At 69.2% G+C, this 26,500-nt stretch carries 21 protein-coding genes; 14 read left to right on the forward strand and 7 right to left on the reverse strand.

What is annotated here, in order from left to right; translation table 11 throughout:
* The 4 genes from mdoH to AC32QD_RS13860 all read right to left on the reverse strand — a co-directional run.
* Nucleotides 1–1,215 (reverse strand): glucans biosynthesis glucosyltransferase MdoH (gene mdoH / locus AC32QD_RS13845; protein WP_492011093.1); only part of this gene is annotated, 1,215 nt, incomplete at its 3' end.
* The gene (locus tag AC32QD_RS13850) at nt 1,188–2,738 is read right to left on the reverse strand and encodes an OpgD/OpgG family glucan biosynthesis protein (RefSeq protein WP_492011094.1); all 1,551 of its coding nucleotides are present in this window, start codon (nt 2,736–2,738) and stop codon (nt 1,188–1,190) included. The genes AC32QD_RS13850 and mdoH, both read right to left, overlap by 28 nt.
* Before the next feature lie 194 nt (nt 2,739–2,932).
* Nucleotides 2,933–4,543, reverse strand: coding sequence for an OpgD/OpgG family glucan biosynthesis protein (locus AC32QD_RS13855; RefSeq protein ID WP_492011095.1), 1,611 nt, complete (start codon nt 4,541–4,543; stop codon nt 2,933–2,935).
* Nucleotides 4,544–4,775: 232 nt separating this feature from the next.
* Entirely contained in the window at nt 4,776–5,240 is a 465-nt protein-coding gene (locus AC32QD_RS13860; RefSeq protein ID WP_492011096.1) for a hypothetical protein, read from the reverse strand.
* A 323-nt stretch (nt 5,241–5,563) separates the two neighbouring features.
* Between AC32QD_RS13860 and AC32QD_RS13865 the strand changes: the two genes are divergently transcribed.
* The 3 genes from AC32QD_RS13865 (at nt 5,564) to AC32QD_RS13875 (ending at nt 8,446) form a co-directional block, all read left to right on the forward strand.
* Nucleotides 5,564–7,243, forward strand: coding sequence for a Na/Pi cotransporter family protein (locus tag AC32QD_RS13865; RefSeq protein WP_492011097.1), 1,680 nt, complete (start codon nt 5,564–5,566; stop codon nt 7,241–7,243).
* 667 nt (nt 7,244–7,910) lie between these two features.
* Nucleotides 7,911–8,162, forward strand: a complete 252-nt coding sequence (locus AC32QD_RS13870; RefSeq protein ID WP_492011098.1) for a hypothetical protein — start codon at nt 7,911–7,913, stop codon at nt 8,160–8,162.
* Nucleotides 8,163–8,257: 95 nt separating this feature from the next.
* A complete protein-coding gene (locus tag AC32QD_RS13875; RefSeq protein ID WP_492011099.1) occupies nt 8,258–8,446 on the forward strand; it encodes a hypothetical protein in 189 nt (62 codons plus the stop codon).
* Between the two features lie 225 nt (nt 8,447–8,671).
* Here AC32QD_RS13875 and AC32QD_RS13880 read toward each other — a convergent pair whose 3' ends face one another.
* A complete protein-coding gene (locus tag AC32QD_RS13880) occupies nt 8,672–9,544 on the reverse strand; it encodes a LysR substrate-binding domain-containing protein (protein WP_492011100.1) in 873 nt (290 codons plus the stop codon).
* A gap of 142 nt (nt 9,545–9,686) precedes the next feature.
* Here AC32QD_RS13880 and AC32QD_RS13885 point away from each other — a divergent pair, with 142 nt between their 5' ends.
* The 7 genes from AC32QD_RS13885 (at nt 9,687) to spt (ending at nt 17,823) form a co-directional block, all read left to right on the forward strand.
* Nucleotides 9,687–10,895 (forward strand): 2-aminoethylphosphonate--pyruvate transaminase, encoded by a 1,209-nt coding sequence (locus AC32QD_RS13885; protein WP_492011101.1) that lies wholly within the window; start codon nt 9,687–9,689, stop codon nt 10,893–10,895.
* A 17-nt stretch (nt 10,896–10,912) separates the two neighbouring features.
* Nucleotides 10,913–12,163, forward strand: a complete 1,251-nt coding sequence (gene phnA, locus AC32QD_RS13890; RefSeq protein WP_492011102.1) for a phosphonoacetate hydrolase — start codon at nt 10,913–10,915, stop codon at nt 12,161–12,163.
* A 15-nt stretch (nt 12,164–12,178) separates the two neighbouring features.
* Nucleotides 12,179–13,636: a phosphonoacetaldehyde dehydrogenase gene (gene phnY / locus AC32QD_RS13895; RefSeq protein WP_492011103.1), complete on the forward strand. Its 1,458-nt coding sequence runs from the start codon at nt 12,179–12,181 to the stop codon at nt 13,634–13,636.
* Nucleotides 13,637–13,640: 4 nt separating this feature from the next.
* Complete coding sequence (gene pbfA / locus AC32QD_RS13900; protein ID WP_492011104.1) at nt 13,641–15,011, forward strand: (R)-1-hydroxy-2-aminoethylphosphonate ammonia-lyase; 1,371 nt, start codon at nt 13,641–13,643, stop codon at nt 15,009–15,011.
* 59 nt (nt 15,012–15,070) lie between these two features.
* On the forward strand, nt 15,071–16,042 hold the full coding sequence (locus AC32QD_RS13905) for an NAD-dependent epimerase/dehydratase family protein (RefSeq protein WP_492011105.1): 972 nt from the start codon (nt 15,071–15,073) through the stop codon (nt 16,040–16,042).
* A gap of 250 nt (nt 16,043–16,292) precedes the next feature.
* Complete coding sequence (locus AC32QD_RS13910) at nt 16,293–16,571, forward strand: acyl carrier protein (RefSeq protein ID WP_492011106.1); 279 nt, start codon at nt 16,293–16,295, stop codon at nt 16,569–16,571.
* 4 nt (nt 16,572–16,575) lie between these two features.
* Nucleotides 16,576–17,823: a serine palmitoyltransferase gene (gene spt / locus AC32QD_RS13915; protein ID WP_492011107.1), complete on the forward strand. Its 1,248-nt coding sequence runs from the start codon at nt 16,576–16,578 to the stop codon at nt 17,821–17,823.
* A 16-nt stretch (nt 17,824–17,839) separates the two neighbouring features.
* On the opposite strand, the gene AC32QD_RS13920 is transcribed toward spt, so the two are convergent.
* Nucleotides 17,840–19,561 (reverse strand): ABC transporter ATP-binding protein, encoded by a 1,722-nt coding sequence (locus AC32QD_RS13920; protein ID WP_492011108.1) that lies wholly within the window; start codon nt 19,559–19,561, stop codon nt 17,840–17,842.
* Between the two features lie 248 nt (nt 19,562–19,809).
* Between AC32QD_RS13920 and AC32QD_RS13925 the strand changes: the two genes are divergently transcribed.
* On the forward strand, nt 19,810–21,564 hold the full coding sequence (locus AC32QD_RS13925; protein ID WP_492011109.1) for a fatty acyl-AMP ligase: 1,755 nt from the start codon (nt 19,810–19,812) through the stop codon (nt 21,562–21,564).
* A 37-nt stretch (nt 21,565–21,601) separates the two neighbouring features.
* Here the strand turns inward: AC32QD_RS13925 and AC32QD_RS13930 are convergent, their stop codons facing one another.
* Nucleotides 21,602–22,426 (reverse strand): aspartyl/asparaginyl beta-hydroxylase domain-containing protein, encoded by an 825-nt coding sequence (locus tag AC32QD_RS13930; protein WP_492011110.1) that lies wholly within the window; start codon nt 22,424–22,426, stop codon nt 21,602–21,604.
* A 641-nt stretch (nt 22,427–23,067) separates the two neighbouring features.
* Between AC32QD_RS13930 and AC32QD_RS13935 the strand changes: the two genes are divergently transcribed.
* From AC32QD_RS13935 to AC32QD_RS13945, 3 genes are read left to right on the forward strand one after another with little or no spacing between them, the layout of a single operon-like run.
* Entirely contained in the window at nt 23,068–24,279 is a 1,212-nt protein-coding gene (locus tag AC32QD_RS13935; RefSeq protein ID WP_492011111.1) for an LptF/LptG family permease, read from the forward strand.
* Complete coding sequence (locus tag AC32QD_RS13940) at nt 24,276–25,322, forward strand: LptF/LptG family permease (protein WP_492011112.1); 1,047 nt, start codon at nt 24,276–24,278, stop codon at nt 25,320–25,322. Before AC32QD_RS13935 ends, AC32QD_RS13940 begins: the two co-directional genes overlap by 4 nt.
* 10 nt (nt 25,323–25,332) lie before the next feature.
* The gene (locus tag AC32QD_RS13945) at nt 25,333–26,496 is read left to right on the forward strand and encodes an N-acetyltransferase (RefSeq protein WP_492011113.1); all 1,164 of its coding nucleotides are present in this window, start codon (nt 25,333–25,335) and stop codon (nt 26,494–26,496) included.
* Nucleotides 26,497–26,500: the final 4 nt, after the last annotated feature.

Here is a 26,500-nt window from a genome sequence, read left to right on the forward strand (position 1 = left end):
CAGATAGGAGCCGATGCCGATCGCGAAGTGCAGCCGGTTGGACAGGGTGAGGCCGCGCGCGCCGATGACCTTGGAGTGCTGCAGATTGCCCTGCGCCCAGCGCCGGTCGCGCACGGCGAAGTCGATCAGCGAGGGCGGCGCGCCTTCCCAGCTGCCCTCGAGATCGGGGTCCATCCGGACCTCCCAGCCGCCGCGGCGAATCAGGGCCGCCTCGACGAAATCGTGGCTGAGAACATGGCCGCCGAAGGGCGCGCGGCCGGGAAGCTGGGGCAGGCCGCAGTTCTCGGCGAAGGCACGCACGCGGATCATTGCGTTATGCCCCCAGTAGTTTCCGTCGAGCCCCTGCCAGGCAGAGACGCCGCGGGCGATCACCGGGCCATAGAGGCGCCCCGCGAACTGCTGCAGCCGGGCAAAGAGCGTCCGCCCGCCCATCGCCATCGGCACCGTCTGCAGGATGCCGAGCCGCGGCGCCGCGTCCATGCGGCGGGCCATGGAAAGGATGGTCTCGGGCGCCATGATGCTGTCCGCGTCGAGCACCAGCATGTAGTCGTAGCGCGCGCCCCAGCGTTCGACGAAATCCTGCAGATTGCCGGCCTTGCGCCCGATGTTGCGGTCGCGCCGGCGATACCAGACATGCAGGGACTCGGCGAGCTCGTCGCGCAGCCAGTCGTAGGCGTTGGTCTCGCTCACCCATATGTCGGGGTTCGTCGTATCGGACAGGATGAAGATCTCGAATGCGTCGCCGTGGCCGGATCGGACCAGCCCATCGGCCATTGCGTGGAGCGCAGCCGTGGTCGCGGCCGGATCTTCGTTGTAGACGGGCATGAGGATGGCGGTGCGCCCTTTCGGCGCCCCCTCCGGCTCGCCGTCCCTGTGCCAAGGCTGCGCCAGAAGCCCCGCGACCGCCTGGCTCGCCGAGAGCGAGATCCAGCCGAAGGTGATCGTGAACAGCACCAGCAAAAGTCCCTGCAGGGGCGTCGAGGTTCCATGTCCGAACACCAGGGTCATCTGTCGGTAGCCGTACCAGGTCAGGGCGAGTGCCCCGCCGATGACGACCAGCCGCGCCGCCGCGACCCGCAGGCCCGGCCAGCCGACACGCCGCCCGGGCGCACGGTTGAGCGCCTGTGTCGGCATCTCGAGCGGTGCCGAGGCGGGGGTCGCCCCCCTGGTCGGGGGCGGTACGGCCCTCAGGCCGGCGTCCAGCGATAAAGCCATTTCTCCGACTCCGGTCCATCGGGTCCAACCAGGGTGAGCTGCAGCTCCAGCAGGGTCTGGTTGCCCGGTGTGAATTCGAACGAGGCGCGCATCTTTTCGCCGCCGGGCAGTGGGCGCAGGGCCACTCCGGTCAGCTCTCCCGAGCTGATCCGGGCTTCGACCTTGAGAGGGTCGGCCCAGCGGCCTTCCTTGTGGAAATCGACGACCATGACGCGCCTCTTGTCGTCGTCGATGGATTTGCCCGAGCGCGTCGCCACGACGCGGGCCAGCGGCACTGCGTCGGGGGGCTCGGCGCACCAGTAGAGCGTATAGCCGTAGGCGTGCCCGTCATCGGCCGGGCCGAGCGGGTCCTTGGGGCGCCAGAAGGCAACGATGTTGTCGTTGAATTCGTGGTCGGCGGGGATCTCGACCAGAACCACGGCGCCGCGGCCCCAATCGTCGACCGGTTCCACCCAGCCGCTCGGACGCTTGTCGTAGCGGGCCTCGTCGTCCTGATAATGCGCGAAGTCGCGCCGGCGCTGGGTCAGGCCAAAGCCTTTCGGGCCCTCGTCCTGGAAGGCCGAGACCTGGGGCTTGCGCGGGTTGGTGAGCGGTCGCCAGAGCCTCTCGTCCCGGCCGGTGATCATCTGCAGGCCTTCGCTGTCGTGCACGGCATTACGGTAGTCGTCGGTGCGGGACCGCCATTGCGGGCCGAAAAGGAACATGGACGTCAGCGGCGCGATGCCGATCGCGTCGATCTTCTCGCGCGGGAACAGGGTGCACCGCGTGCGCATCAATGTGGTCTCGCCGGGCGTGATGTCGAATTCGAACGCGCCGGTGCAGGATGCGCTGTCAAGCAAGGCGCGCACCACGATCGACAGGGCGCCCGGGGCCGGCGTCTCGATCCAGAAATGGCGAAAGGTGGGAAACTCCTCTCCGCGGGGATCCCCGGTCCGAATGGCGAGGCCGCGGCCGGAGAGACCGAAGATCATGCCGCGCGCGATGGCGCGGAAATAGCTCGCGCCCTGGAAGACGACGAACTCGTCGCTCACGTCCACCCGGTTGATGCGCGTGCGCAGGCGGAAACCGGAGAAGCTCGCCCCCTCCGGCGCCGGCTTCTTGGAAAGACCGGCGCCGCCGGGAAAGAACTTCGGGTCGAAATCGAACAGGTCCATCTTGAACGGAAGATTGCGGGCGCCATCTGGGGAAACGACGGTCACCGTCACCGGATCGTGATAGATGAAGCCCGGCGGGAGCAGGTCGATGGAAAATCCGCCACGGCCCCGGCCGAGCGGCACGGGATGCGGGCGAATGCCGCGATACTGGTTGTAATTCAAGTTCGCGAACGGGCCGCTCGGCTTGGTCCTGGCCGGCGCAAAGGGTGATTTTGACAGCGCGCGCGCCTTGGCCACGACCGCGGCGTAATCTCCCGCCGCCGGCGCCGCAGACGGAGTGCCTTGTGCAGCCTCCGCCGCACGGGCAGCGGCCGCAGGCATCAGTGCAGCCCCGAGAACTGCGATGAAGTCGCGCCTGTGCATCACCATACGACTCTTTCGTGGCCACTCAGTGGATCCACTGTCCCCGGCCGTGCCTCGCTCGAAGACCCGGCCGTCCAATGTTTGACGGGGCGAACATGTAGGCAACGCCCCGCGAGCTTGTAAGACGTGTCACGTCTGACTGGCGGTCCGGACGCTTGGCCCGATCCGCACGCCCATCGAAAAGCAAACTGCCCAAAGCGTCATTTTCTTCCATCTTCACGCCAGCGCCGCGCGGCGCGATCGGTCGAGGTCCGCGCGAGCCATGTTTCGGTCAGCGCGCGTCCGTTCAGGCGGAGAAAGCCGCGCAGCTCGACTGGCTGCGTGCCGTCCATCCTGAAGTCGAACGCCAGGCGCCAGCGCTTGGTGCCGACCACGGGCCAGGCCCCGATCGGGGGAACGATGCTGCCGCCATGCGCCTCGACGACCGGCTCGACCCCGCTCTTGGCGTCGAGCCCGTCGAGCGCGGGGCCCGCGAAGTCGACCACCATCTTGTCGACTCCCTTGGGGATCGGCTGGCCGGGAATACCGCCCCGGCCCTGCCGCGTCGCCACGACCGAGGCGACTTGCGCCGCTGCCGGGTCGCGTGCAACCCAGTTGATGGCGTAGTCGAAGCTGAGCGCGTCTCCCGCCTCGGCCTTCGCCTTCGGCATCCAGTAAGCGACGACGTTGTCCATGGTCTCGTCATTGGCGGGAATCTCGACGAGGTCCACCGCCCCCGCGCCCCACTTCCCCAAGGGCTCGACCCAGGCGGAGGGGCGGCGGTTGTAGAACACGCCGTCGTCCTGGTAATGGTCGAAATTCCGGTCGCGCTGGCTCAATCCGAAGCCGCGCGGATTGTGGTCCAGATAGGTCGTGGTCGTGACCCGTTCGGGGTTGTCGAGCGGGCGCCAGATACGCTCGCCGGCGCCGGTGGCCAGCGCCAGGCCGTCGCTGTCGTGGACCTCGGGGCGCCAGTCATCGGCGAGCACCCGGTCGAACTGGGAAAACCAGTACATGCTGGTGAGCGGCGCGATCCCAAGTCGCTCGACGCGCTTTCGCAAGAACAGGCGCGCCGCAACGCTCGTGCGGTGTCCGCCGCCGTCGCGCTTGCGCCTCAGACCGAAGCGGTAGGCGCCGGTGATCGAGGGGCCGTCGAGCAGTGCCCACACCGTCATGTCATCGGCGGGATCCTCGGGCGGTCCAAGCCAGAAGGCGGTGAAGCGCGGGAACTCTTCGGGCCGCGTCATCCCGGTGTCGATGGCGATGCCGCGCGCCGAAAGCCCGTACTGTCGATCGGGCCCGTCGGTGCGGAAATAGGAGGCGCCGACGAAGGAGACCCAGTCCGGATTCATTCCCGGCCGCATGACCCGGAACCCGGCGAAGCCCAGATCCGCCGGCAGCTTCCGGGCGGGGCTGTCGGCGGGTATGGAAAAGAAGTGGTCGCGATTGAACAGGACCTCGTGCGCAACGCCGGAATCGACGAGGTAAACATTTACCGGCTCGGGGAAGTACTTTCCTGGATAGAACAGTTGCACCGGGGCGTCTGCGCCGGCCGGCAGCAGTGAGGCCGCGTCACGAAAGCGGATCTTCCAGTAGGCGTCGTAGTCGAGCTTCGAGACCTGCGCGGCGATCCGCGGCGAAGGGGCCTGATAGGGCGCGGCCGCGGCGCGCTTGGCGCGCGCGATCAGGGAGTTGAAGCTGAAGGTCTCGGCCGGACCGAGGAACGACGCCTGAGTTGCCGCCGACGCACGACGCGCCCCGGCCAGCACGACGCCGGAGGCGGACAAAAGACCCAGTATGTCGCGTCGGGAAAAAGGCAGCCCAGTCTCCATCGCAACCCGTTCTGCTTGAGCCGACTCTTCGACCCGGGCCGCTCCCAATGACTACCGACTCAGCGAAGCGGCATTTATTCCACTTTTCCGGTTTCGGCATCTGAAAATTGTTGCAGAGCCCGCAATTCCGGGCACAGCGCCCGTGGCCGAATACCGCGCGCCGGCCGCCGGCGGGTCCGTGCGGATTTTGGGGGCCATTGCGGCACGGCGCCGCATTGGCGAAGGGCTGCTGTCAGGCCGCGCTTTCGCGGGCTTTGCCATAGCGTCGGACGGCGCCGACGATCTCTAGGGCGAGTCCCAGCGTGAGGTTCTGGAACAGGACGGCCTCGCGATAGTCGTGCTGCAACTCGGTATCCGCCCTGCGTCGGGCCGGAACGGAAGCGAACAGCGTGCGCATTCCGCGCCGCGCCTCGCAGGCGCTCAGGCGCAGCGACGTCTCGGGGTCCTCCTCGCCGATGGCCGTGAGGGCGCGCTCAAGAGCGAAGATCACGAATTGGGCGACCTCGCTGTCGGAGACCTCGGGGCGCCTCGGCGCCCGCGTCATGGCGTGCCGCGTCGGCTCTGCCGATCCGATGAAGCGCTGTCCAATTTCACGGGCCGGAATGACCTGGCCCTCGACCGTGCCGTGGCGCGGCGTCAACGGCGAGGGGAAGTGACCTTGAAGCACATCGAGGGTCGTCCTGCCTGCGCTCGTCATCGCCCGTGCCTCCGTGTTTTCGTGAGTCGGTTGGGGGACCGCGCGGGATCATGGGCTTTCTTTTTGTCACTTTCGTTGTGCGACGATGAACGAAGTTTAACTTGCGCCTCCGGCGCCATTGCGGAGGCAATTTTGTGGCATGATGCATAACTTCGCGCGATGTGTTGATATGAATTAGCGATTTGTCCGATGGGTGAAACTGGTGTTGCGTGACAGGTCGGCCCAATCCACGACCCGAGGCGACAGGCGGCGGCGCTCCGCCGGCCGCCCCTCGCACGACGGCCCGGCGCGGCCATCCCTGATCTTCGGGAAAGCATGAGCAGATGAGCCCCCTCCTGATTCTCCTGCATCTGGCCGGCGCCGTGACGCTGCTTTTGTGGGCCGTGCGCATGGTGCGGACCGGCGTCGAGCGCGCCTATGGCGCCGCGCTCGAGCGCACGCTCAAGCGGGCGCGGGGCAACAGGCTGCGGGCGGCCGCGCTCGGTGCCGTCGTCGCCGTGGTGTTGCAGAGCTCGACCGCGGTTGGCGTGCTCGCCGCGGGGTTTGCGGCGAGCGGGCTGACCAGTTCCAGCATGGCGCTCACCATGTTGCTCGGCGCGGATTTCGGCTCGTCGCTGGTGGTGCGGATCCTCGCCTTCAATCTGTCATGGCTGATCCCCTTCCTGCTCATTGCGGGCGGCTCGATGTTCATGAAGGGCACGCGCCGCGAGATCCGGCAGACCGGGCGCATCCTGGTCGGTGTGGCGCTCATCCTGATCTCGCTGGGCATGCTCGGCGCGGCCACCGGCTCGCTGCGGCACAGCCAGGGGTTGCCCGCCGTGGTCGGGTATCTCAAGGGTGACTATGTCAGCTCGTTCGTGCTCGCGGCGCTGTTCACCTGGCTGGTGCATTCCAGCATCGCCTCGGTGCTGCTGGTCGCCAAGCTGGCGTCCGAGGGACTGGTGCCGGTCGGGCTGGGGCTGGCACTGGTGCTGGGCGCCAATTTCGGTGGCGCGCTGATCGCCGCCGCACTGACCCGCGGCTTGCCGCGGGCGGCCTGGCGGGTGCCGCTGGGAAACCTCGCTTGCCGCGGGGCCGGCGCGGTGCTCGGGCTGGTGGTTCTGGGGACGTTGAACCTGCCGGTCGAACTGGCGGGCTCGGGTGCTGCCGAGCAGGTCGTGATGATGCACGTCGCCTTCAACCTGGTGATCCTCGTGGTCTGCCTGCCGCTGGTCGGGCCGGTCGGTGCCGTACTGGAGCGGCTCCTGCCCGACGAGCAGCCGGAGCGGGCGGGCGAGGGCCTGCTCGCGGGCCGGGTCAGCACGCTGGACCGCTCGGTGCTGCATTCGCCGCGCCTGGCGCTGGCCAGCGCCACGCGCGAGCTTTTGCGCATGAGCGAGATCATCGAGGTGATGCTGCGCCCGGTGATGGAGCTCTACGAGACGGACGACCGCGACCGGGTGAAGGCGCGGGCCAAGGAGCTGCGCCGGCTCGACCTCGAGGTGAACAAGGCGCATTCGGAGATCAAGCTCTACCTGGTCGAGCTCAACCGCGGCGCCATGAGCTCGGAGGAGGCGCAGCGGGCGATGATGCTGGCGAACTTCGCCATCAATCTCGAGCATGTCGGCGACCTGGTCTCCAAGAACCTGCTGAAGCTGGCGGTGGAGCGCTGCCAGAAGCAGCTGGCGTTCTCGGACGAGGGCTGGCGCGAGCTGACCAACCTGCACGCCCAGGTGCTGGCCAACATCCAGCTTGCGCTCAACGTTCTGGTCTCGGGCGACCGCGAGTCGGCGCGCGAGCTGGTGCACGAGAAGGATCGCATGCGCGAGCTCGAGATGAGAAGCCAGAACCGGCATCTCAGGCGCCTGCAGGACGGCTCGATCGAGAGCGTCGAGAGCAGCGAGATCCACCTCGAGACGATCCGGGCGCTGAAGCAGATCAACTCGCTGTTCGCCGCCATCGCCTATCCGATCCTGGCCGAGAGCGGCGACCTGCTCGACAGCCGGCTTGCCAAGAGCGATTGAGGGTCGAGAGCGAGTGAGCCTAGCCGGGGCGTCCAAATTTGGACGCCATGTCAAGCCATTGAATTCGCTTTAATTCCCGTTTTGGTACAGCTGCAGTTACCCCACGTCGTGGCCACGGCCAAGGTGCCGGCGAAGCCAGCCGGTGCGCAAAGCGCCGTCTGCGGCCGTCGCGACATTCGCAACCTTCCAACCGGTGTCCGCGCATCCTGGTTACGGAGACCGCGGTTCCGGCGGCTGCCCGGTGCCCAGGCACATCTGCGGGCTGGCGCTTGGCCCGGGTCGCTGTCGCCGGAAAGGACCCCTAAGGTCTTGCCGCGACTCCGTGCAGGCGTGACCTGACCCATCGCGCTCCGCCGGCGCCGTCGGGGTTCATGCGGGCACGGATTTTTCTCGCCCATCCGGCCACTTAAGGGCGAGCCGAGCCGGCGCGAGCAACTCAAGGTTGCATAGTCGAACTAAAAATCTTTTTATTTCAATCTGATAAGCAACTAAGATCGCCCCTGTCGGAGGCTTGCGGTCAGGCGATGCCTGCACCCGCGCCTGGCGCAGCAGTAGGTGGTTGCCCTTCCCATGAAACCAGCGGGAGCGATGTCGGAGGCCCCGAACTCGGGCAGGCGCCCCGAGACCGGTCGATCTTGATGGGCGCCGCTTCGTGGAGGCCGTGAAAATGATGAACTGGTTTGAAGCCCTGCGACCCTGGAACCGGATCGCGCTTTGTGGCTCTGCCACCGCGCTGGTCCTCCCGGCGATGCTGGGGTTCCTCACCGTCGAGCGCATCGTCGTGACGTTGCTGTGGGCCCTGGCGATGTGGGTGTGCGGGTGGGCGCTCTACGCGATGTGGAGCGGGCTTCGCAACCAGGTGTCTCGCGCGTGGATTTCGGTGCCGAGGTCGGCGTTTGGCCGGTGGACGGGGGAATGAGCGCAGGCCGCGCCAGGCAAAGAGGCGCCGCGCGAAGGCAGCCGCGCGCGAGACGAAACGTTCTGCGGCGGGTCGCGATCGGAACGCTGCTTTACGTGACCGTCACGATCTCGCTCGGCCTCAGCACGCAGGCCTTGCTGACCTATCACGAGGACGGGCGAGCGAGCCTCGAGGGGGCGAGTGTGTGGACGCCGAACCGCGTTGTCTGGTCACTGGTGGGCGCGCTGTGGCAGGAGAATTTCGGCAGCCGGAGCCGCGATCACCAGGGCGAGCCATCCTTGTGACCCCACGCCCATCCGGGCGGGCGGCGACCGTCCCCGACCCGGCCCCTGGCCCCCGGCAGCCCGATCGCATCAACGCCGAATCGAGCCCCGCGGAACGGTCGTGACCGCTTGACCGGCGATCCCGCCCCGGCTGCACCGGAGCCTGCGCCGTCCGCCCGCGTGAAGGGTCGGGCGGAGGGTGTCGGCCGGGCATAAATGACCGGCTTTGCGGTGCCCGGCGGGGCATCAGCAATCCGCCACGGTCTCGCGCGCGATCTCGAGAAAGGCGCGGATCAGCTTCGATCCGGCCCGCTCGCGCAGGCAGATAAGCGCCTCGTGCATCTGCGCCTCGCAGTCCGAGATGGTGATCGGCACCAGCCGGCCGTCGGGGCCGAGCTCGGCGGCCGAGACGACGCCGACCCCGCCGCCCGTCGCGACGATCTCGCGCACCGCCTCGCGGCCCTCCGCCTCGATCGTCGCCTTGAGCGCGACGCCGCGGGCGGCGGCGGCGGCCTCGATGTGCTGGCGGGTCTTCGAGCCGTGCTCGCGCAGCACCAGCATCTCGGCGGCGAGCTCGGCCAGTGTGATCGAGCGGCGCCGCGCCAGCCGGTGACCGGCGGCGGTGAAGGCGATGATCGGTGTGGAGCTGAGCCGCACCACCTCGAAGTCCCGCCCCTTCGGCGCCTCGCCGAGGATGCCGACCTCGGCCTCGTAATCGTAGAGCTGGCTGATCACGTCCTCGGAGTTGCCGCTGTGGATGCTGAGCTCGATGCCGGGATAGCGCGCCCGGAAGCGGCCGAGGATCGGGATGGCGTGATGCACCGAATCGGCGATCAACCTGAGCGCGCCGGAGCGCAGCGCACGCGATTCGGCCAGCATCTCGTGCGCCTGGCCCTCGATCTCGAACAGGCGGCGCGTGATCTCGAGCAGGCGCTGGCCGGCCTCGGTCAGCACCACCTGCTTCTTGCGCCGGTTGAACAGGATGACGTCGTAGTCCTCCTCGAGCTTGCGGACCTGGTCGGAGATCGCGGGCTGGGTCAGGTGCAGCGCCTCGGCCGCGCGCGAGAAGCCGCCGTGGATGGCGACATTGTGGAAGGCGCGGAGCTGGACATAGCGCATGGCGTGATTCCCCCGAGGCCGCGGCAGGGCCGAATCTATCGCTTAATTCTATAAAATCCATCCAAAATAACGATTTTACATATAGGTGGCGCGGAGACAGGATCGCCGCGGCAATCCGACCCCTCCCGAGGAGATTTTTCCCATGTCCCCGATGCGTGACGTCCCGGACGAGGCCGCGTTCCCGCCGCCCGCCCAGGGCGAGCCCTACCTGCTGACGCCGGGCCCGCTGACCACGGCCATCGAGGTCAAGCGGGCGATGCTGCGCGACTGGGGCTCGTGGGACGGCGACTTCCGCGCCATCACCGCCGAGGTGCGGCGGCGGCTGGCGGCGATGGCGGGAGGGGACGCGGCTTCGGGCGATCTCGACTGCGTGCCCCTGCAGGGCAGCGGCACCTACGCCGTCGAGGCGATGCTCGGCTCGTTCCTGCCGCGCGAGGCCAAGGCGCTGGTGCTGATGAACGGCGCCTACGGCAAGCGCGTGGCCCAGACGCTGGACTATCTGGGCCGCGCCCATGCCGACATCGACAAGGGCGACTACCTGCCGCCCAGGGGCCCGGAGGTCGCCGCGGCGCTCGACGCCGACCCCGCGATCACGCATGTGGTCGTGGTGCATTGCGAGACGAGCTCGGGCATCCTCAACCCGCTCGAGGAGATCGCCGAGGTGGTGCGCGCCCGCGGGCGCAAGCTTCTGGTCGACTCGATGAGCGCCTTCGGCGCGCTGCCGCTCGACATCGGGGCGCTGTGCGCCGAGGCGATGGTCGCCTCGGCCAACAAGTGCATCGAGGGCGTGCCGGGCTTCGGCTTCGTCCTCGCCCCGCGCGCGGCGCTCGAGGCGGCCGGCGGCAGGTCGCATTCGCTCAGCCTCGATGTCCACGCGCAGTGGGCCTACATGGAGCGCACCGGCCAGTGGCGCTATACCCCGCCCACCCATGTGGTGGCGGCCTTCCTCGAGGCCTTGAGGATGCACGAGGCCGAGGGCGGCGTGGCCGCGCGCGGCGCGCGCTACGCGCTCAATCGCGACGTGCTGGTGGCGGGGATGCGCGACCTGGGCTTCGAGACGCTTCTGTCGGACCGCTGGCTTTCGCCGATCATCGTCACCTTCTTCTGCCCCGCCGATCCGCGCTTCGACTTCGCGCGCTTCTATGATCTGATGAAAGCGAGGGGGTTCATCATTTATCCGGGCAAGCTGACCGTGGTGGAGAGCTTCCGCGTAGGCTGCATCGGGCGGATCGACGCCCAGGTGATGCGCGGCGTGGTCAGGGCGGCCGGCGAGGCCCTGGCCGAGATGGGGATCAAGAGCGCCGCGCCGCCCGAGGCGGCGCTGGCCGAGCGCGCCCGGCTGGTGGCGTGAGGACGGGAGGCGAGAGCATGGACAAGGTCACCCCCCGCAGTGTCGGCGTCAACGGCCGGGACTATCCGTTCCCCCGGGTGCCGGCGGTGGTCATCTGCCTCGACGGCTGCGAGCCGGCCTATCTGGACGCTGCCATCGCCGCGGGGCTGATGCCCGCGCTCGAGGCGGTCAAGGCCAGGGGCACGGTGCGCACGGCGCATTCGGTGATCCCGAGCTTCACCAACCCCAACAACCTGTCGATCGCGACCGGGCGGCCGCCCGCGGTGCACGGCATCTGCGGCAACTACTTCTACGACCGCGAGGCGGACGAGGAAGTGATGATGAACGACCCGCGCTTCCTGCGCGCGCCCACGGTGTTCAAGGCCTTCCACGACGCCGGCGCCCGGGTCGCAGTGGTGACTGCGAAGGACAAGCTGAGGGCGCTCCTGGGCCACGGGCTGACGTTCGAGGGCAGGGCGGTGTGCTTCTCCTCGGAGAAGTCGGACACGACCACCGCGGCCGCGCACGGGATCGACAACGCCGCCCGCTGGTTGGGCCGGCCGGTGCCCGAGGTCTATTCGGCGGAACTGTCCGAGTTCGTCTTCGCTGCCGGGGTGAAGCTGCTGGAGGAGGTCCGACCCGACGTGATGTATCTGACCACCACCGACTACGTGCAGCACAAGCACGCGCCTGGCGAGCCCGAGGCGAACGTCTTCTACGCCATGTTCGACGCCTATCTGGCGCAGCTCGATGCGGCTGGCGCGGCGGTCGTGGTGACGGCCGATCACGGCATGAAGCCCAAGCATCTCGCGGACGGCTCGCCCGCGGTGGTCTATCTGCAGGACCTGCTCGATGGGTGGCTGGGCGCGGGCGCGGCGCGGGTGATCCTGCCGATCACCGACCCCTACGTGGTGCATCACGGGGCGCTCGGCTCCTTCGCCACGGCCTATCTGCCCGAGGGCGCGGACCGCGCCGAGGTGACGGCGCGGCTCAAAGCGCTGCCGGGGATCGAGCTGGTGCTCGATCGCGAGGCGGCCTGCGCGCGCTTCGAGCTGCCGCCCGACCGCATCGGGGACATTGTCATCCTGTCGGGCGAGACCATGACCGTCGGCACATCCGCCGACCGGCACGACCTTGCGGCGCTGAAGGAGCCCTTGCGCTCGCATGGCGGGCTGCACGAGCAGGCGGTGCCCTTCATCGTCAACCGGGCGCTGCCCGAGCTGGCCGAGGCGCCGCAGTTGCGGAACTTCGACGCCTTCCACGTCGCGGCGCTGGCGGCGGCACGCTGATATTGGGAGAGACCGATGAACGACAAGCCAGGCAAGGTCGGCGTTCGCCACGAGCCGATGCGAATCGCCGGGCGCAAAGTCGACGCCGAGGGCGTGATCGAGGTGACCTATCCCTACACCGGCGCGGTGATCGGCACGGTGCCGGCTGGCCGCGCCGAGCATGCGCGGGAGGCCTTCGAGAGCGCGGCGGCCTACCGGCCGAAGCTGACCCGCTACGAACGCCAGCAGATCCTGTTCCGCACGGCCGAGGCGCTGGTGGCGCGCAAGGACGAGGTCTCGGACCTGATCACGCTCGAGCTCGGCATCTCGAAGCAGGATTCGGCCTACGAGGTCGGCCGCGCCTATGACGTGTTCGCGCTGGCCGCGCAGCAGTGCATTCACGACGACGGCGAGATGTTCTCGTGCGACCTCACGCCTCACGGCAAGGCGCGCAAGATCTTCACTCTGCGCGAGCCGCTGACGGCGATCTCAGCGATCACGCCGTTCAATCATCCGCTCAACATGGTGGCGCACAAGGTGGCGCCGGCGGTGGCCAGCAACAACTGCGTGGTGTGCAAGCCCACCGAGCTGACGCCGATGACGGCGCTGGTGCTGGCCGACCTGCTCTACGAGGCGGGACTGCCGCCCGAGATGTTCTCGGTGGTGACGGGCTGGCCCGGGGACATCGGCGAGGAGATGATCGGCAATCCACACGCCGAGCTGATCACCTTCACCGGCAGCGTTCCCGTGGGCAAGATGATCGCCGCGCGCGCCGGCTACCGCCGCACGGTGCTGGAGCTTGGCGGCAACGACCCGCTGATCGTGCTCGACGACCTGTCCGACGACGACCTCGCCAGGGCCGCCGACCTCGCGGTCGCGGGCGCGACCAAGAACTCGGGCCAGCGCTGCACCGCGGTCAAGCGCATCCTGTGCCAGCAGCGCGTCGCCGAGCGTTTCGTGCCGATGCTGCTGGAGCGGGCCAGGAAAATCCGCTTCGGCGACCCGATGGACGCCCAGACGGCGCTCGGCACCGTGGTCAGCGCCGAGGCCGCGGCGCTGTTCGAGCGGCGCGTCGAGATGGCGGCAGAGGACGGGGCGGAGATCCTCTACAACCCGGGCCGCGACGGCGCGCTGTTGCCGCCCATCCTGGTCGATCGGGTGCCGCCCGCGGCCGAGCTGGTGCGCGAGGAGACCTTCGGCCCGGCGATCCCGGTGATCCGCGTGCCCGATGACGACGAGCAGGTGATGGCGATCTCGAACTCGACCGCCTTCGGCCTCTCGGCGGGCGTGTGCACCAACGACTTTCGGCGCATGCAGCGCTATATCGCGGGATTGCGCGTCGGCACGGTCAATATCTGGGAGGTGCCGGGCTATCGCATCGAGATGTCACCCTTCGGCGGCATTAAGGACTCCGGCCTCGGCTACAAGGAGGGCGTGATCGAGGCGATGAAGAGCTACACCAATGTGAAGACCTTCTCGCTGCCCTGGCCCTGAGCCCATGGCGCAACCGCCCAAGCCCCACACCGAGGGCGAGTCGAACACCAGCGGGCTGCGCCGCCGCTGGCGCGCCGCGCAGGCCGACCCCGCGACCCGCGCGCTGGTCGAGCGCGACGCTGCCGCCTTCCTGCACCAGAGCCTGTCCACCCCGGTGCTTTCAGGGATAGCCAGGGCCGAGGGCATCTGGATCGAGGACCTCGCCGGGCGGCGCTACATGGATTTCCACGGCAACAGCGTGCATCACATCGGCTATGGCCACCCGAAGCTGCGCGAGGCGATCAAGCGCCAGATCGACGAGCTGAGCTTCGCGCCGCGGCGCTTTAGCTGCGAGCCGGCGGTGGAGCTGGCCGAGAAGCTGGGCGCGATTGCCCCCGGGGCGCTGTCCAAATGCCTCTTCACCACCGGCGGCTCGGATGCCGTCGAGGTGGCGCTCAAGATCGCCCGCGCCGCGACCGGGCGGTTCAAGACGCTGAGCTTCTGGGACGCCTTTCACGGCGCGGGGTTCGAGGCGGCGAGTGTGGGCGGCGAGCACACCTTCCGCTCAGGCATCGCCGGGCCGCTCCTGCCGGGCGCCGAGCATGTGGCGCCCTTCGCCTGCTACCGCTGCCCCTACGGCCACGCGGGGCCTGACGTTTGCGGCATCGCCTGCGCAGGGATGATCGAGTACGTGCTGGGCCGCGAGGGCGATGTCGCCGCCGTCATCGCCGAGCCCATGCGCGCCGTGCCCTACGTCCCCCCGCCCGGCTTCTGGGCCCGGGTGCGCGCGGCCTGCGACGCGCACGGCACGCTCTTGATCTTCGACGAGATCCCCACAGGGCTGGGCAAGACCGGGCGGCTGTTCGCCTCCGAGCATGACGGCGTGGTGCCCGACATCGTCGTGCTGGGCAAGGCGCTGGGCGGCGGCATCCTGCCGATCGCGGCGGCCATCGCGCGGCCCGAGCTCGACGTTGCCGGCGACTACGCCATCGGCCACTATACGCACGAGAAGAACCCGGTGACGGCGCGCGCGGCGCTGACCACGCTCGCGATCATCGAGGAGGAGGGGCTGGTGGCGCGCGCCGCGGAGCTGGGCGCGCACGCGGTGGGCCGGTTGGCCGCGCTCAGGGACCGCGCGCCGATCGTCGGCGACCTGCGCGGGCGGGGCCTGATGATCGGGGTCGAGATCGTCGCCGACCGGGCCACCAAGGCACCGGGCAACGATCTGGCCGAGCGCATCTATTACCGCTGCCTCGAAGCGGGGCTGAGCTTCAAGATCAGCCAGGGCTGCGTGCTCACGCTTTCGCCGCCGCTGGTGATCGGCCGGGCCGATCTCGACCGTGCGCTCGACATCGTCGAGCAGGCGGTGCTGGAGACCGCGCGCGAGGCGGCGTGACGCCGCTTGCCAATCCGCCGCCTGCCGCCTAGGAGGGCCGCGCGGAGAAAGGCGACCCCATGGAGCGGACTGGCGAGCGAGCAGGCGAGCGGCTGGTGGCGCTTACCGGCGTGACCGGCTTCATCGGCGGCCACCTCGCTGCCGAGCTGGCCCGGCGCGGCTGGCGGGTCCGGGCACTGGTGCGCCAAAGGCCGCGCGGGTCGGCACCGGCCGCCGCGCCTGTCGAGACGGTGCCCGGCACCCTCGAGGACGCGGCGGCGCTCGAGGCGCTGGTCGCGGGCGCGGACGCGGTCGTCCATCTCGCCGGCGCAATCAAGGGCCGCACCGCCGATGACTTCCTGAGCGCGAATGCCGAGGGCACGGCGGCGCTCGCGCGCGCCTGGCAGGCGCACGCGCCCGCGGCGCGCTTCGTCCACCTCTCCTCGATGGCGGCGCGCGAGCCCGGGCTTTCGGCCTATGCCGCCTCCAAGCGCGCGGCCGAGGAGCGGCTGGCGGATATCGGCGGCGCCGGCTGGTGGCGGGTGCTGCGGCCCGCCGCCGTCTATGGGCCGGGCGACCGCGAGACGCTCAGGCTCTTTCGCGCCGCGGGCGGGCCGGTGCAGCCGATGCTGGGCGGAGCCGGCGCCCGGCTCGCGCTGGTGCACGTCGCCGATCTGGTCGCCGCCATTGTGGTGGCGGTCGAGGCGGACCTGCCCCGGGGGCCCTATGAGGTGACCGACCACCGCCCCGAAGGCTACACCTGGGAGGAGATCGCCTGCGCGGCGGCGCAGGCGCTGGGGCGCCGGGCGCGGCCGCTGCGCGTGCCGGCTGTGGCGGTGCGTGTCCTGGGGCGGGCGGGCGATCTCGCGGCGCGGCTGGGTGCCCGGCCCATGCTCACCTCGGGCAAGGCGCGGGAAATCCTGCATGCCGATTGGGGCTCGGAGCCGTCGCGGCAGCTGCCGCGCGCGCTGTGGCAGCCCCGCGTGCCGCTCGACCGCGGCTTCGCCGAGGCCGTCGCCTGGTACCGGGCGGCCGGCTGGCTGCGCGGCTAGGGGACTTCCTGCCTGCCACGGACCGGTGGATTTCCGACCGACTTGCCTTAGACTAGGGGAAAACGGCAAAGGCTTGACAAGTCGAACGCTCATCGGTGACGCAAGGGTCATTGCGCGGCAGAGGGGCCGGAGAAAGTTTCTCGCGGAACGGGCGGGGCCCGGCGCTGGTCGGGATGATTTGTCTGCGGCCGGACGAGGTGGCGAGTGCCGAACATGAGCGACGGCGGGCATGACTGACGGGACGGGGACCATGCAGGACAACAGTCCGATCCAGGCCAGGGTGCTGGAGCTGCTCGGCAAGAAGGCCGGGCTAGGCCGGCATCTGAGCCTCGAGAGCAAGGTGCTCGAGGACACCGGCCTCGACTCGGTCTCCGTCATGGACCTGGTGATGGAGCTCGAGGACGAGTTCGACATCTCGATTCCGCTCGACCGGATCGCCGAGGTGCGCACGGTGGCCGATCTTGCCGGAGCCGTGGAAGCGCTGGCGAAGGGCCACGAGCCCGCCGTGGGCGGGTCAAAGGGGGAGTAGCCTCATGGGCATCAATCGAAGGGTCGACGCGATCCGGGCCGCCTATGGCCGCCTGCAGGCGCTTGGCCGCGATCCGACATCGCTCAAGTTCGACCGCATCGAGTCGCCGACGCGCGCGGTGATGGGCAACAAGCCGGTGATGCTGTTCGGCACCAACAACTATCTCGGGCTGACCTTCGACGAGGCCTGTGTCGAGGCCACCGTCGAGGCCGCGCGGACATTCGGCGTGGGCACCACCGGCTCGCGCATCGCCAACGGCACCTACGAGGGGCATCGCGCGCTCGAGGCCGAGATCGCCGCCTTCTACGACAAGCGCGCGGCGATCCTCTACTCGACCGGCTTCCTGGCCAATCTGGGCGTCATCGCGGCGCTGGCCGAGAAGGACGACTACCTGCTGATCGACGCCGACAGCCACGCCTCGATCTACGACGCCGCGAAGATGAGCGACGCCGAGACCATCCGCTTTCGCCACAACAACCCCGACGACCTGGCCAAGCGGCTGGCGCGGCTCAAGGGCACGCCGGGCGACAAGGTGGTGGTGGTCGAGGGCATCTACTCGATGCTCGGCGACACCGCGCCTCTGGCCGAGATCGCCGCCGTCAAGCGCGAGGCCGGCGAGGGCGTCTATCTCCTGGTCGACGAGGCGCATTCGCTGGGCGTTTTGGGCAAGAGCGGGCGCGGCCAGTGCCAGGCAGCGGGCGTCGAGGCCGACTGCGACTATATCGTCGGCACCTTCTCGAAGAGCGTCGGCACCACCGGCGGCTACTGCGTCTCGGACGTCGAGGGGTTCGAGGTGCTGCGCTCCTACTCGCGGCCCTACATGTTCAGCGCCTCGCTGACGCCGCCGACGGTGGCCACGGCCCGGGCCGCCTTCCGCCGCATGGCCGAGGTGCCCGAGCTGCGCGAGCGGCTGTGGCAAAATTCGCGGCGGCTCTACGAGGGGCTCGGCGGACTCGGCTTCGAGCTCGGCCCCGAGATCAGCCCGGTCGTCGCCGTCAAGCTGCCCGACCCGCAGTCGGCGGTGATGCTGTGGAACGCCCTGATCGACGCAGGCGTGTACACCAACATCGCGATTCCGCCGGCGACGCCGGGCGGGCTGTCGCTGCTGCGCGTCTCGGTTTCGGCGGCACATGACAACGATCAGATCGACGCGGCGATCAAGATATTCGCCAAGGCCGGGTCGGATCTTGGACTGGTCAGCGGCGCCAGCGGGGGGGCGACCGGGGGGACGACCGCCTCGCGCGTCGCCTAGCAGGGGCGGCCCACCGTCAGCTCCCCGATCCCGGAACTGCCACAGGCCGGCGCGTCGAGGCGACCTGGCCGTCGGCCAGCTCGTAGATGCAATCGGCGATGTCGAGGAAGGCGGCGCGGTGGGTGATCGCGAGCACGGTGGTGTCGCCGCCGACCGCGCGGATGTTCTCGACAATTGCGCGCTCGGTCTCGGGATCGAGAGCGCTCGTCACCTCGTCGAGGATCAGGATGCGCGGTCGCTTGACGATGGCGCGGGCCAGCGCGATGCGCTGACGCTGGCCGCCCGAGACCTTGGCGCCCTTCTCGCCGACCTCCGTGTGCACTCCCTCGGCCAGGCTGTCGACCCAGGCGAGGGCGCCGGCGGCCTCGAGCGCGGTGCGCACCTCCTGCTCGCCTACGGTGGCATCGCCGAGCGCGATGTTGGCGAAAATGGTGTCGTGGAAGAGGACCAGCTCCTGCGGGACATAGCCGATCATCCCGCGCCACGCGCGCAGCGAGAACTGCTGCAGCGGCCGACCGTCGATCAGAACCTCGCCCGAGTCGGGCACGCGGAAACCGAGCAGCAGGTCGGTGACGGTCGTCTTGCCCGCCCCGGAGGGCCCGGTCAGCACGGTGATGCCGCCCCGCGGGATCTCGAGCGAGACCCGGCGCAACACCGGCGTGCGCGGGTGCGAGAAGCTGACGTCGACCAGGCGGATATCCTGCTCGAACCGCGGCACCAGGGTTCCGGTGTCGCGCTCGCGCTCGGCCTGGCTGGCCGCGATCAGGGACTGCACGCTGTAGTAGGCGCTCTCGTAGATTGCCGCGTTTTGATACTCCTTCTGAATTCGTCCGATGGCGCTGACCATCTTGATCAGCAGGATGCCGATGACCACGAGCTCGGCGGGCGCCACATTGCCGTAGGTGACAGCCAGCGCCAGGCCGAAGCCGAGCGCCACGGCGGCAAGCGTCTCGTCCAGGCTCTTGAGCGCCTCCCTGGCGATGACCTGGCCCTGCAGCGCGCGACGCAGGCGCACGATGTTGCGCTCGAGCAGGCCGGCGAAGCTCTTCTGCCGGTCCATCGCCTTGAGCGGCTTGATGTTGTTCAGCGCGTCGGTGAGGTAGGTGATGAAATCCGCGGTGTGCCGCGTTTGCCGCCGCCCGGCGCGCTTCGCCCCGCGCACGAGGAAATTGAGGAAGGCCGCGATGGTGCCGCCCACTGCCAGCGCGATCAGCGCGACCTTCCACGAGACGAAGAACGTGACTCCGGCATAGATCACCGACTGGATCGCGAAGACGAGAAAGCGGGCGGCGGACAGGTAGGCCTCGCCCGCCCGCGTGGCGTCGACGCTGAGCGCATTGGCGACCCGGCCCAGCGGCTGCTGGGTGAAATAGGCCCATCGCACGTTGAGCAGGCTGTCGACCAGGTCGCGGCGCAGGCTGGTGGCGACATGGGCCACCGCGTAGCCGACATAGGTCATTGCACCGAGATTCAGGGCGTTCTTGATGGCAATCGCCCCGACGGCGACGCTGACCAGCGCGAAAAGTCCGGGTGGAATGCCGATCGAGCCCAATGCATCGATCATGTACTTGGCGGTGGCGCTGTGGGCGCTGCCCTTGCCGTCCAGCGCGATCGACATGACCGGCACCAGGCTGGCCAGGCCGACGCCCTCGGCAATGCCGCCCAAGAGCAGGCACAGCAGCAGAGGGATCGGGCGTGTGCCCTTGGCCGAGAAGAAAAGCTTGATGATACTGAGCACAGCCGAGGTCCGAGCCGATCCGCATCGAGCCGATAAAGATGCCGCTTATGGAATGCCCGGCCTTCCCGGGGCAAGGCCGAAACGACAGCGGATTCTCCCACGCTGGCGCATACAGGCCAATTTGTCACGGCACCTTAGCGTGGAACTGCTGCCGGATTGCCACATTGCGCTTGCCATGCGACTTTATTTGAGTTGGTGCAAGTGCTATCCGCCATCGCGAAACGAGGGATACCGGTAAAACGGGTCCCGTGAGAACGAAGGGACTGGACCTGCCCATGGCGGCGCTTTCGCCGACGCCCACCGACAATGGGATCGCAAGACGGCTTGCCGATTTTCCCACACTGACCGATGCGCTGGACTATGCGGCCGGCGGTGCGGGCGGCGTCAACTTCTATTCGGCGCGCGGCGCGCTCGAGGACGTGCTGACCTGGGCCGCCTTGCGCGAGGACGCGCTGGGCGTAGCGGGTCGCCTGCTCGGGCGCGGACTTGTCCCCGGGGACCGGGTGGCGATCGTCGCCGAGACCGAGGGCGACTTCCACCGCGCGCTGATGGGCTGCCTCTACGCCCACCTGATCCCCTGCCCGGTGCCGCTGCCCAGCGCCTTCGGCTCGCGCGCCGGCTATGTCGAGCAGATCCGCCGCATCGCCGACGTGGCGGGCATCTCCGCGGCGATTTCGCCCGAGATGTTCCGCGACTGGGTCGGCGAGGCCCTGAGCGAGCGTCATCTCGCTTTCGTCGGCACGCTCGCCGGCCTCGACAACGCGCCCGAGTCGCTGCCGAACGGCGATGCACGCGCCGCGGAGGAGATCGCCTATCTCCAGTTCTCCTCGGGCACCACCAGCTTTCCCAAAGGGATCGCGGTGACCCACGGCGCGATGATGGCCAATATCCGGGCCATGGCCGAGCACGCCTTCGAGATGCGCGACGGCGACCGCGGCGTCAGCTGGCTGCCCTATTACCACGACATGGGGCTGGTCGGCTGCATCATGCTGCCGCTGGCCACGCAGATGAGCGCTGATCACCTGCGGACCCGCGACTTCATCCTCAGGCCCGGCATCTGGCTCGACCTGATCAGCCGCTATCGCTGCACGATGACCTACGCGCCGTCCTTCGGCTACGATCTGGCGACCCGGCGCACGCGCTCGGCCGACGAGCTCGATCTCTCCTGCCTGCGCATCGCCGGGGTCGGTGGCGACCTGATCAAGCGGGCAAACCTCGATACCTTCGCCGAGACCTTCGCCTCGGCCGGCTTCAGCGCCGCGAGCTTCCTGCCCAGTTACGGCATGGCCGAGGCCGCGCTCGGCCTGGCCTTCGCGCCGCTGGGATCGGGTGCGCGCACCGAGCTGGTCGACGTCGATCGCCTGCGCGACGATCACCTCGCCGCGCCACCCACGGGCAATGCGCGCGGCCGCGAGTTCGTCATCTGCGGCCGGCCCCTGCCCGAGCACGAGATCGAGATCCGCGATCCCTCGGGGGCGCCGCTGCCAGAGGCCCGCGTCGGTCAGATCTTCGTGCGCGGGCCAAGCCTGATGCAGGGCTATTTCGGCAACGCCGAGGAGACCGCCCGAGTGCTCTCGCCCGATGGCTGGCTCGATACCGGCGACCTGGGCTACATGCGCGCGGGCGAGATCGTGGTGACCGGCCGGGTCAAGGAGCTGATCATCATCAACGGCCGCAACATCTGGCCCCAGGACATCGAGTGGTCGGTCGAGGCCCATGTCGACGGCGCCAAGGAGGGCAGCGTCGCCGCCTTCCAGCTGGCCGACGAGGCCGACGACGGGCCCGATGCGGGCCGGGTCGCGGTGGTGGTCGAGTGCCGCCGGCGCGAGAGCTCCGACCGCGAGGCCCTGCGCGGGCAGGCGCATTCCGTGGTGCGGACGGTCTGCGGCATCGATGCCCGGGTGGCGCTGTGCGCGCCGGGCGCCCTGCCGCGCACCTCCTCGGGCAAGCTGAGCCGGACCAAGGCGCGCGAGATGTTCCTCGCCGGCCAGTTCGAGGGCTGATCCGCCGCCCGCCCCACGCCAGAGGCGTCGCCCGCCGCTACCGGTCGCTCAGCTTCTCCAGGTTCTCGTTGGCGCGCTTGGCCGCGGCCTGCAGCCGCTCCTCGAAGCTGGCGATGTTCTTCTTCGGCTCCTGGTAGAAGGCGGTCATCTTCATCGCCTGCAGGAAGGTCCAGGTCACGGCCCGGCCGCCGAAGCGCATCGGCCGGTTGAAGTCGAGCAGCAGGACGACCCGTTCTTCGTCCGTGTCGTTGCGCACCTCGTGCTCGTAGGTGTCGTCGATCACGAAGATCTTGCCCGACACCCAGCTGCGCCGCTCGTTGCCGACCCGGATCCAGCAGTGCTCGCGGTCCTTGGGGATGATCAGGCCCATATGCCCGCGCAGGATGCCCTTGGTCACGCCCCTGTGCGGCGGGATGTGGTAGCGCGGCGACAGGATCGAGACCCAGGCGGTGTGGATATGCGGCACCTTGCTGATCAGCTCGGCTGTCCGCGGCATCTGCCGGCAGTTGCCCTCGACCCGGTTGCCGAAGCCGTAGAGGAACAGGGTGCGCCAGTTCTTCTCGGTGGCGATGCCATACTGCTCGGGCGAGACCTCCTGGAATCCGGGAATGTGCTCGCGCAGCTTGAGCAGCTCGCGCACCTCGGCGAGGATCTCGTCGGCGTGCTCCTCGAAGCCGGTGAGGAAGGGGAAGTGGCCGGTGTCGAGGAAGGGCGCGTCCGGGACGAGGCCCTGCCGGCCCTGATAGCGGGCCAGCCAGCGCGTTACCCGCTTGCCGAGCGCGTAGACGCCGCGCCGGATCGGCCGGTTCAGGCTCTTCGGCCGGTGCTCCGCTGGGCGGGGGTCTGCTCTGGTATCCATCATCGAACGCGTGTTCCCTTGCTGCGTCGTGCCCGGCCGGGCGGCTTCGTCGCGGGGCTGCCGGGCGGACGCGAGGTGGTCAAGGCGGGAGGGTCGAGCGGTCTGCGCGCCGCCGAGCGCGCGGCCGGCGCCCGTCACCGCAAACGAACGGATCGGTCTCCCCGGCGTGCATCATGGCGAGGCCGGCGCGCGCGCCGCCGTCGGTGCCTCGCATGGCCCGAGCCGGGTCCGGCGGGTGTTCCCGAGCGGAGTGTCAGCACCTGTTCTGCCATCATGTCTCTGCCTTCGTTTCTCGTCCCGCCCTTGCTAACGCCTGGCCGGAGCCTTGAAAAGCGCTGCAAGTCGCGCCGCGCCGACCCGCGACGCGGATCGTCCCGAACGCCGAGCCGGCAAGGCGCGACTTCATCGCCGTGCCTGGGCATATTGTCAACGTCGAGCAGGTGGAGGAATTTGACGCAGGCGCGGGCCAGCTTGTCGGCAACGCCTCCGCGCCCTAGACATTGCCTGAGCCGCGCTTTAGCCCGGAGACCTCGCCCCGTGACCCATCCGTGACCGACCCGTGACCCAGCCCATCCTGCACAAGCCCGGCCGGCCTGCGCCCGGCATCGACGCGTGCTGGCTGCCCGGCGACCGGTGAGCCGGGCATGAGGCCGCGCCGGTTCCAGGTGACAAAGCTCGACCGCTACCTGCTGCGGCGGATGATGCCGCGCATCGGGCTTGTCCTGGTCATTACGCTCCTGGCGCTCCTGCTCGAGAAGGCGCTCCAGCTGATCGACCTCGTGACCACGCAGGGCGCCCCGCTCGACCTCGTCCTCGGCATGGCGCTGAACCTGATCCCGCACTATCTGGGGCTCGCCCTGCCGGTCACCTTCTGCATCGCCGTGCTGACCCTGCTGGCCACGCTGTCGCGCGAGAACGAGCTCGACGCGCTCGAGAACGCCGGCTGGTCGCTCCGGCGCATCGGCGCGCCGATCGTGGCCCTGTCCGTCGTGCTGGCGATCGCCAGCCTGCCGCTTTTCGGCGAGCTGCAGCCATACACGCGCTACGCCTACCGCGCGATCAAGCACGCCGCCTACAATGCGGGCTGGACCGGGCGGCTCGAGGAGGGCGTCTTCGTCAGGACGGACAGCGGCCTGGTGATCTCGGCGGGCGAGATCGACCCGACCGGGCACGTGCTCTCGCGCGTCTTCGTCCTGCAGCACAACAAGGACGGTACCGAGTCGGTGTTCACCGCCCAGCGCGGGCTGATCGTGCCCGATCCGAAGGCCCGTGTCATCCGCCTGCTGCTCAAGCACGGCCGCGGCCTGGTCCCGGGCGGCTGGATCCAGTTCGACGACCTGACCCTGCACCAGACCTTCGCGATCGACCGCAACCCCTTCCGCCCGCGCGGCGGCGGCAACAACGACCGCGAGCTGACCTTCGGCGAGCTGGTCGCGCGCGCCACCGGAGCCGACGGCCTGCCGGCGCAGCCGACTTTCTGGGCCGAGTTCCACATGCGGCTGGTGCGGGCGGTGACGCTGATCGGCGTGGCGATGCTGTCGATTCCGCTCGGCGTCACGCGCAAGCGTGCACCGGCCTGGCCCAGGGTCGGCGTTGCCGTGGTGATCCTCGTGGCCTTCAACCAGTTGCTGGACACGGTCGATTCCATGGCCCGGCTCGGCCGCGTCGACCCGGTGCTCTCGGTGTGGGCGGTGGGCGCGTCGTTTATGCTTCTGGGCTTCTGGCTCTATGCCGTCACCGCCGGGCAGGGCACGCCATCGCCGCTGCGCGGCGTGCTCCGCCGCATCGACCTGCTCGCGGTCGATGCCGCGGCGCTGGCGCGGCGTCTTGCCGGGCGTCACGAGACCGGCCCGTGACGCTTGCGCTTTACCTCACCCGCGTGGTGGCGGGCCGGATCCTCGCGGTTCTCACCGGGTTCGTCCTGCTTGGCCTCAGCTTCGATCTGCTCGAGAATTCGACCGATCTGATCCGGACGCACGGCCTGGGTGGGGTGGGCCAGTATGCCCTGTTACGCGCGCCGCTGATCCTGCTCACCGTGTTCCCCCTGGGCGTCCTGTTCGGCGCCACGCTGGCGTTCTTCGCGCTCGCCGCGCGCAACGAGATGGTGGTCGTCCGGACCGCGGGCGTGAACACGGTGAGCGTCGTGCTTCGTCTGATCCCGCTCGCGCTCCTGCTCGGCGCGGCGCAGAACCAGCTCGCGGCGCGCATCGGGCCGGCGGCCGAGCAGGCGCTGGTCGAGCGCTTCCCCGAGTTCGTCGACACGCCGGACATCAAGTCCGAGGTCTGGCTGCGCGACTGGAAGGCGGTGATTCGCATCGGCCGCACCTCGGCCAACGGCTCGGTGCTCTACGATGTGAGCATCTTCGAGACAGCGCCGGACGGAGAGCTCAATCGCCGCATCGACGCTGCCGTGGCACGCTATGCCGGCGAGGACTGGCAGCTGACCGGCGTCACGGTGCACAGGCCCGATCGCAAGCCCGAGACGATGAGCATGCTGTACTGGAAGTCACGGCTGACGCCGGCGGGCGTGATCGGCGCGGCGCGCCGGCCCGATCTGGTGTCCACGGCGGATGTGCGGCGCATCCTCTCGGGCGAGCGGCCGGGCGCACGCGGCACGCCCTACTACCTGGTCCAGCTTTGGCGAAGCTATGCCGCCTTCCTCATCCCCGCGGTGATGGTGGTGTTCGGTGCGCTTGCCAGCTTCGGGCTGGTGCGCAGCGGTGGCGGCGCGCGCTACATCGCCCTTGGCGTGGCGGCCGGGACGGGCTTCGTGCTGGTGAACGGCGTCCTCTCGTCGCTTGGCCAGGCCGGCGCGATGCAGGCGGTGCTGGCGGCGTTCATGGCCCCGGCGGTCTTTTTTGTGCTCGGACTCTGGGCTATCGTCGTGATCGAGGAGTGAGGGAGACAGCATGGTCACGGTGACACCGGTCGAGGTACGCCGACAGCGCGAGACCTTCATCCGCCTGCCCGGCCAGCTCTGGGGCGACGACCCCAACTGGGTCGAACCGCTCTGGCTCGAGCGCCGCCGTTTCCTGATGCCGCGCACCAACCCGTTCCTCGAGCACGCCGAGGCCGCCTTCTGGCTGGCGTGGCGCGACGGTCGCCCGGTCGGGCGGATCAGCGCCCAACTCGACCGCCTGGCACCTGAGGTGGACAGCGCGCGCCTCGGTTTCTTCGGCATGCTGGCGGCCGAGGACGACGCGGAGGCGCTGGCCGCGCTTTTCGCCGCCGCCGAGGGCTGGCTGGCCCGACGCGGCGCGGGCGTCGTGCGTGGGCCGTTCGACCTTTCGATCAATCAGACCAGCGGTCTCCTGGTCGAAGGCTTCGACACGCCGCCGCAGCTGATGATGGGCCACAACCCAGCCTGGCTGGGCGCCGCCGTCGAGGCGTGCGGCTATGCCGCGGCCAAGGACCTCGTGGCCTACCGGATGGACGCGCACGGCGGGCTGGAGGACGGCCCGCGCCGGCTGGCCGAGCGCCGCTCCGACGGCGTCACGATCCGCTCGATCGACATGCGCCGCTACCGCGACGAGGTGGCGGTGATCACCGACATCTTCAACGATGCCTGGGCCGGGAACTGGGGCTTCACGCCGCTGACCGCGGCCGAGACCGAGGCGCTGGCCGACGAGATGAAGCCGATCCTCGATCCCGGCCTGGTGAAGATCGCCGAGGTGCATGGCGCGCCGGCGGCCTTCATCGTGCTGCTGCCCAACATCAACGAGCTGATCGCCGATCTCGGCGGCAGGCTGGTTCCCTTCGGTCTCGTCAAGCTCCTATGGCGGCTCAAGTTCGGGCGCATCCGCACGGCGCGCGTGCCGCTCATGGGCGTGCGGCGGGCCCATGCGCACACGCTCCTGGGCAAGACGCTGCCGCTCAAGCTGATCTATGCGCTCGAGGAGCGCAGCCTCGCGCGCGGCTTCGAGGAGCTCGAGCTGAGCTGGCTGCTCGAGGACAACTGGCCGGTGCGCCGGGTGGTCGAGAGCGTCGGCGGCCGGCTGGCAAAGACCTACAGGATCTATGAGAAGCGGCTCGGCGGCGGGAACGACACGCAACCGGAGGACGCAATGTCCTGACCCC

The sequence above is a fragment of the Thermohalobaculum sp. genome (assembly GCF_058622915.1).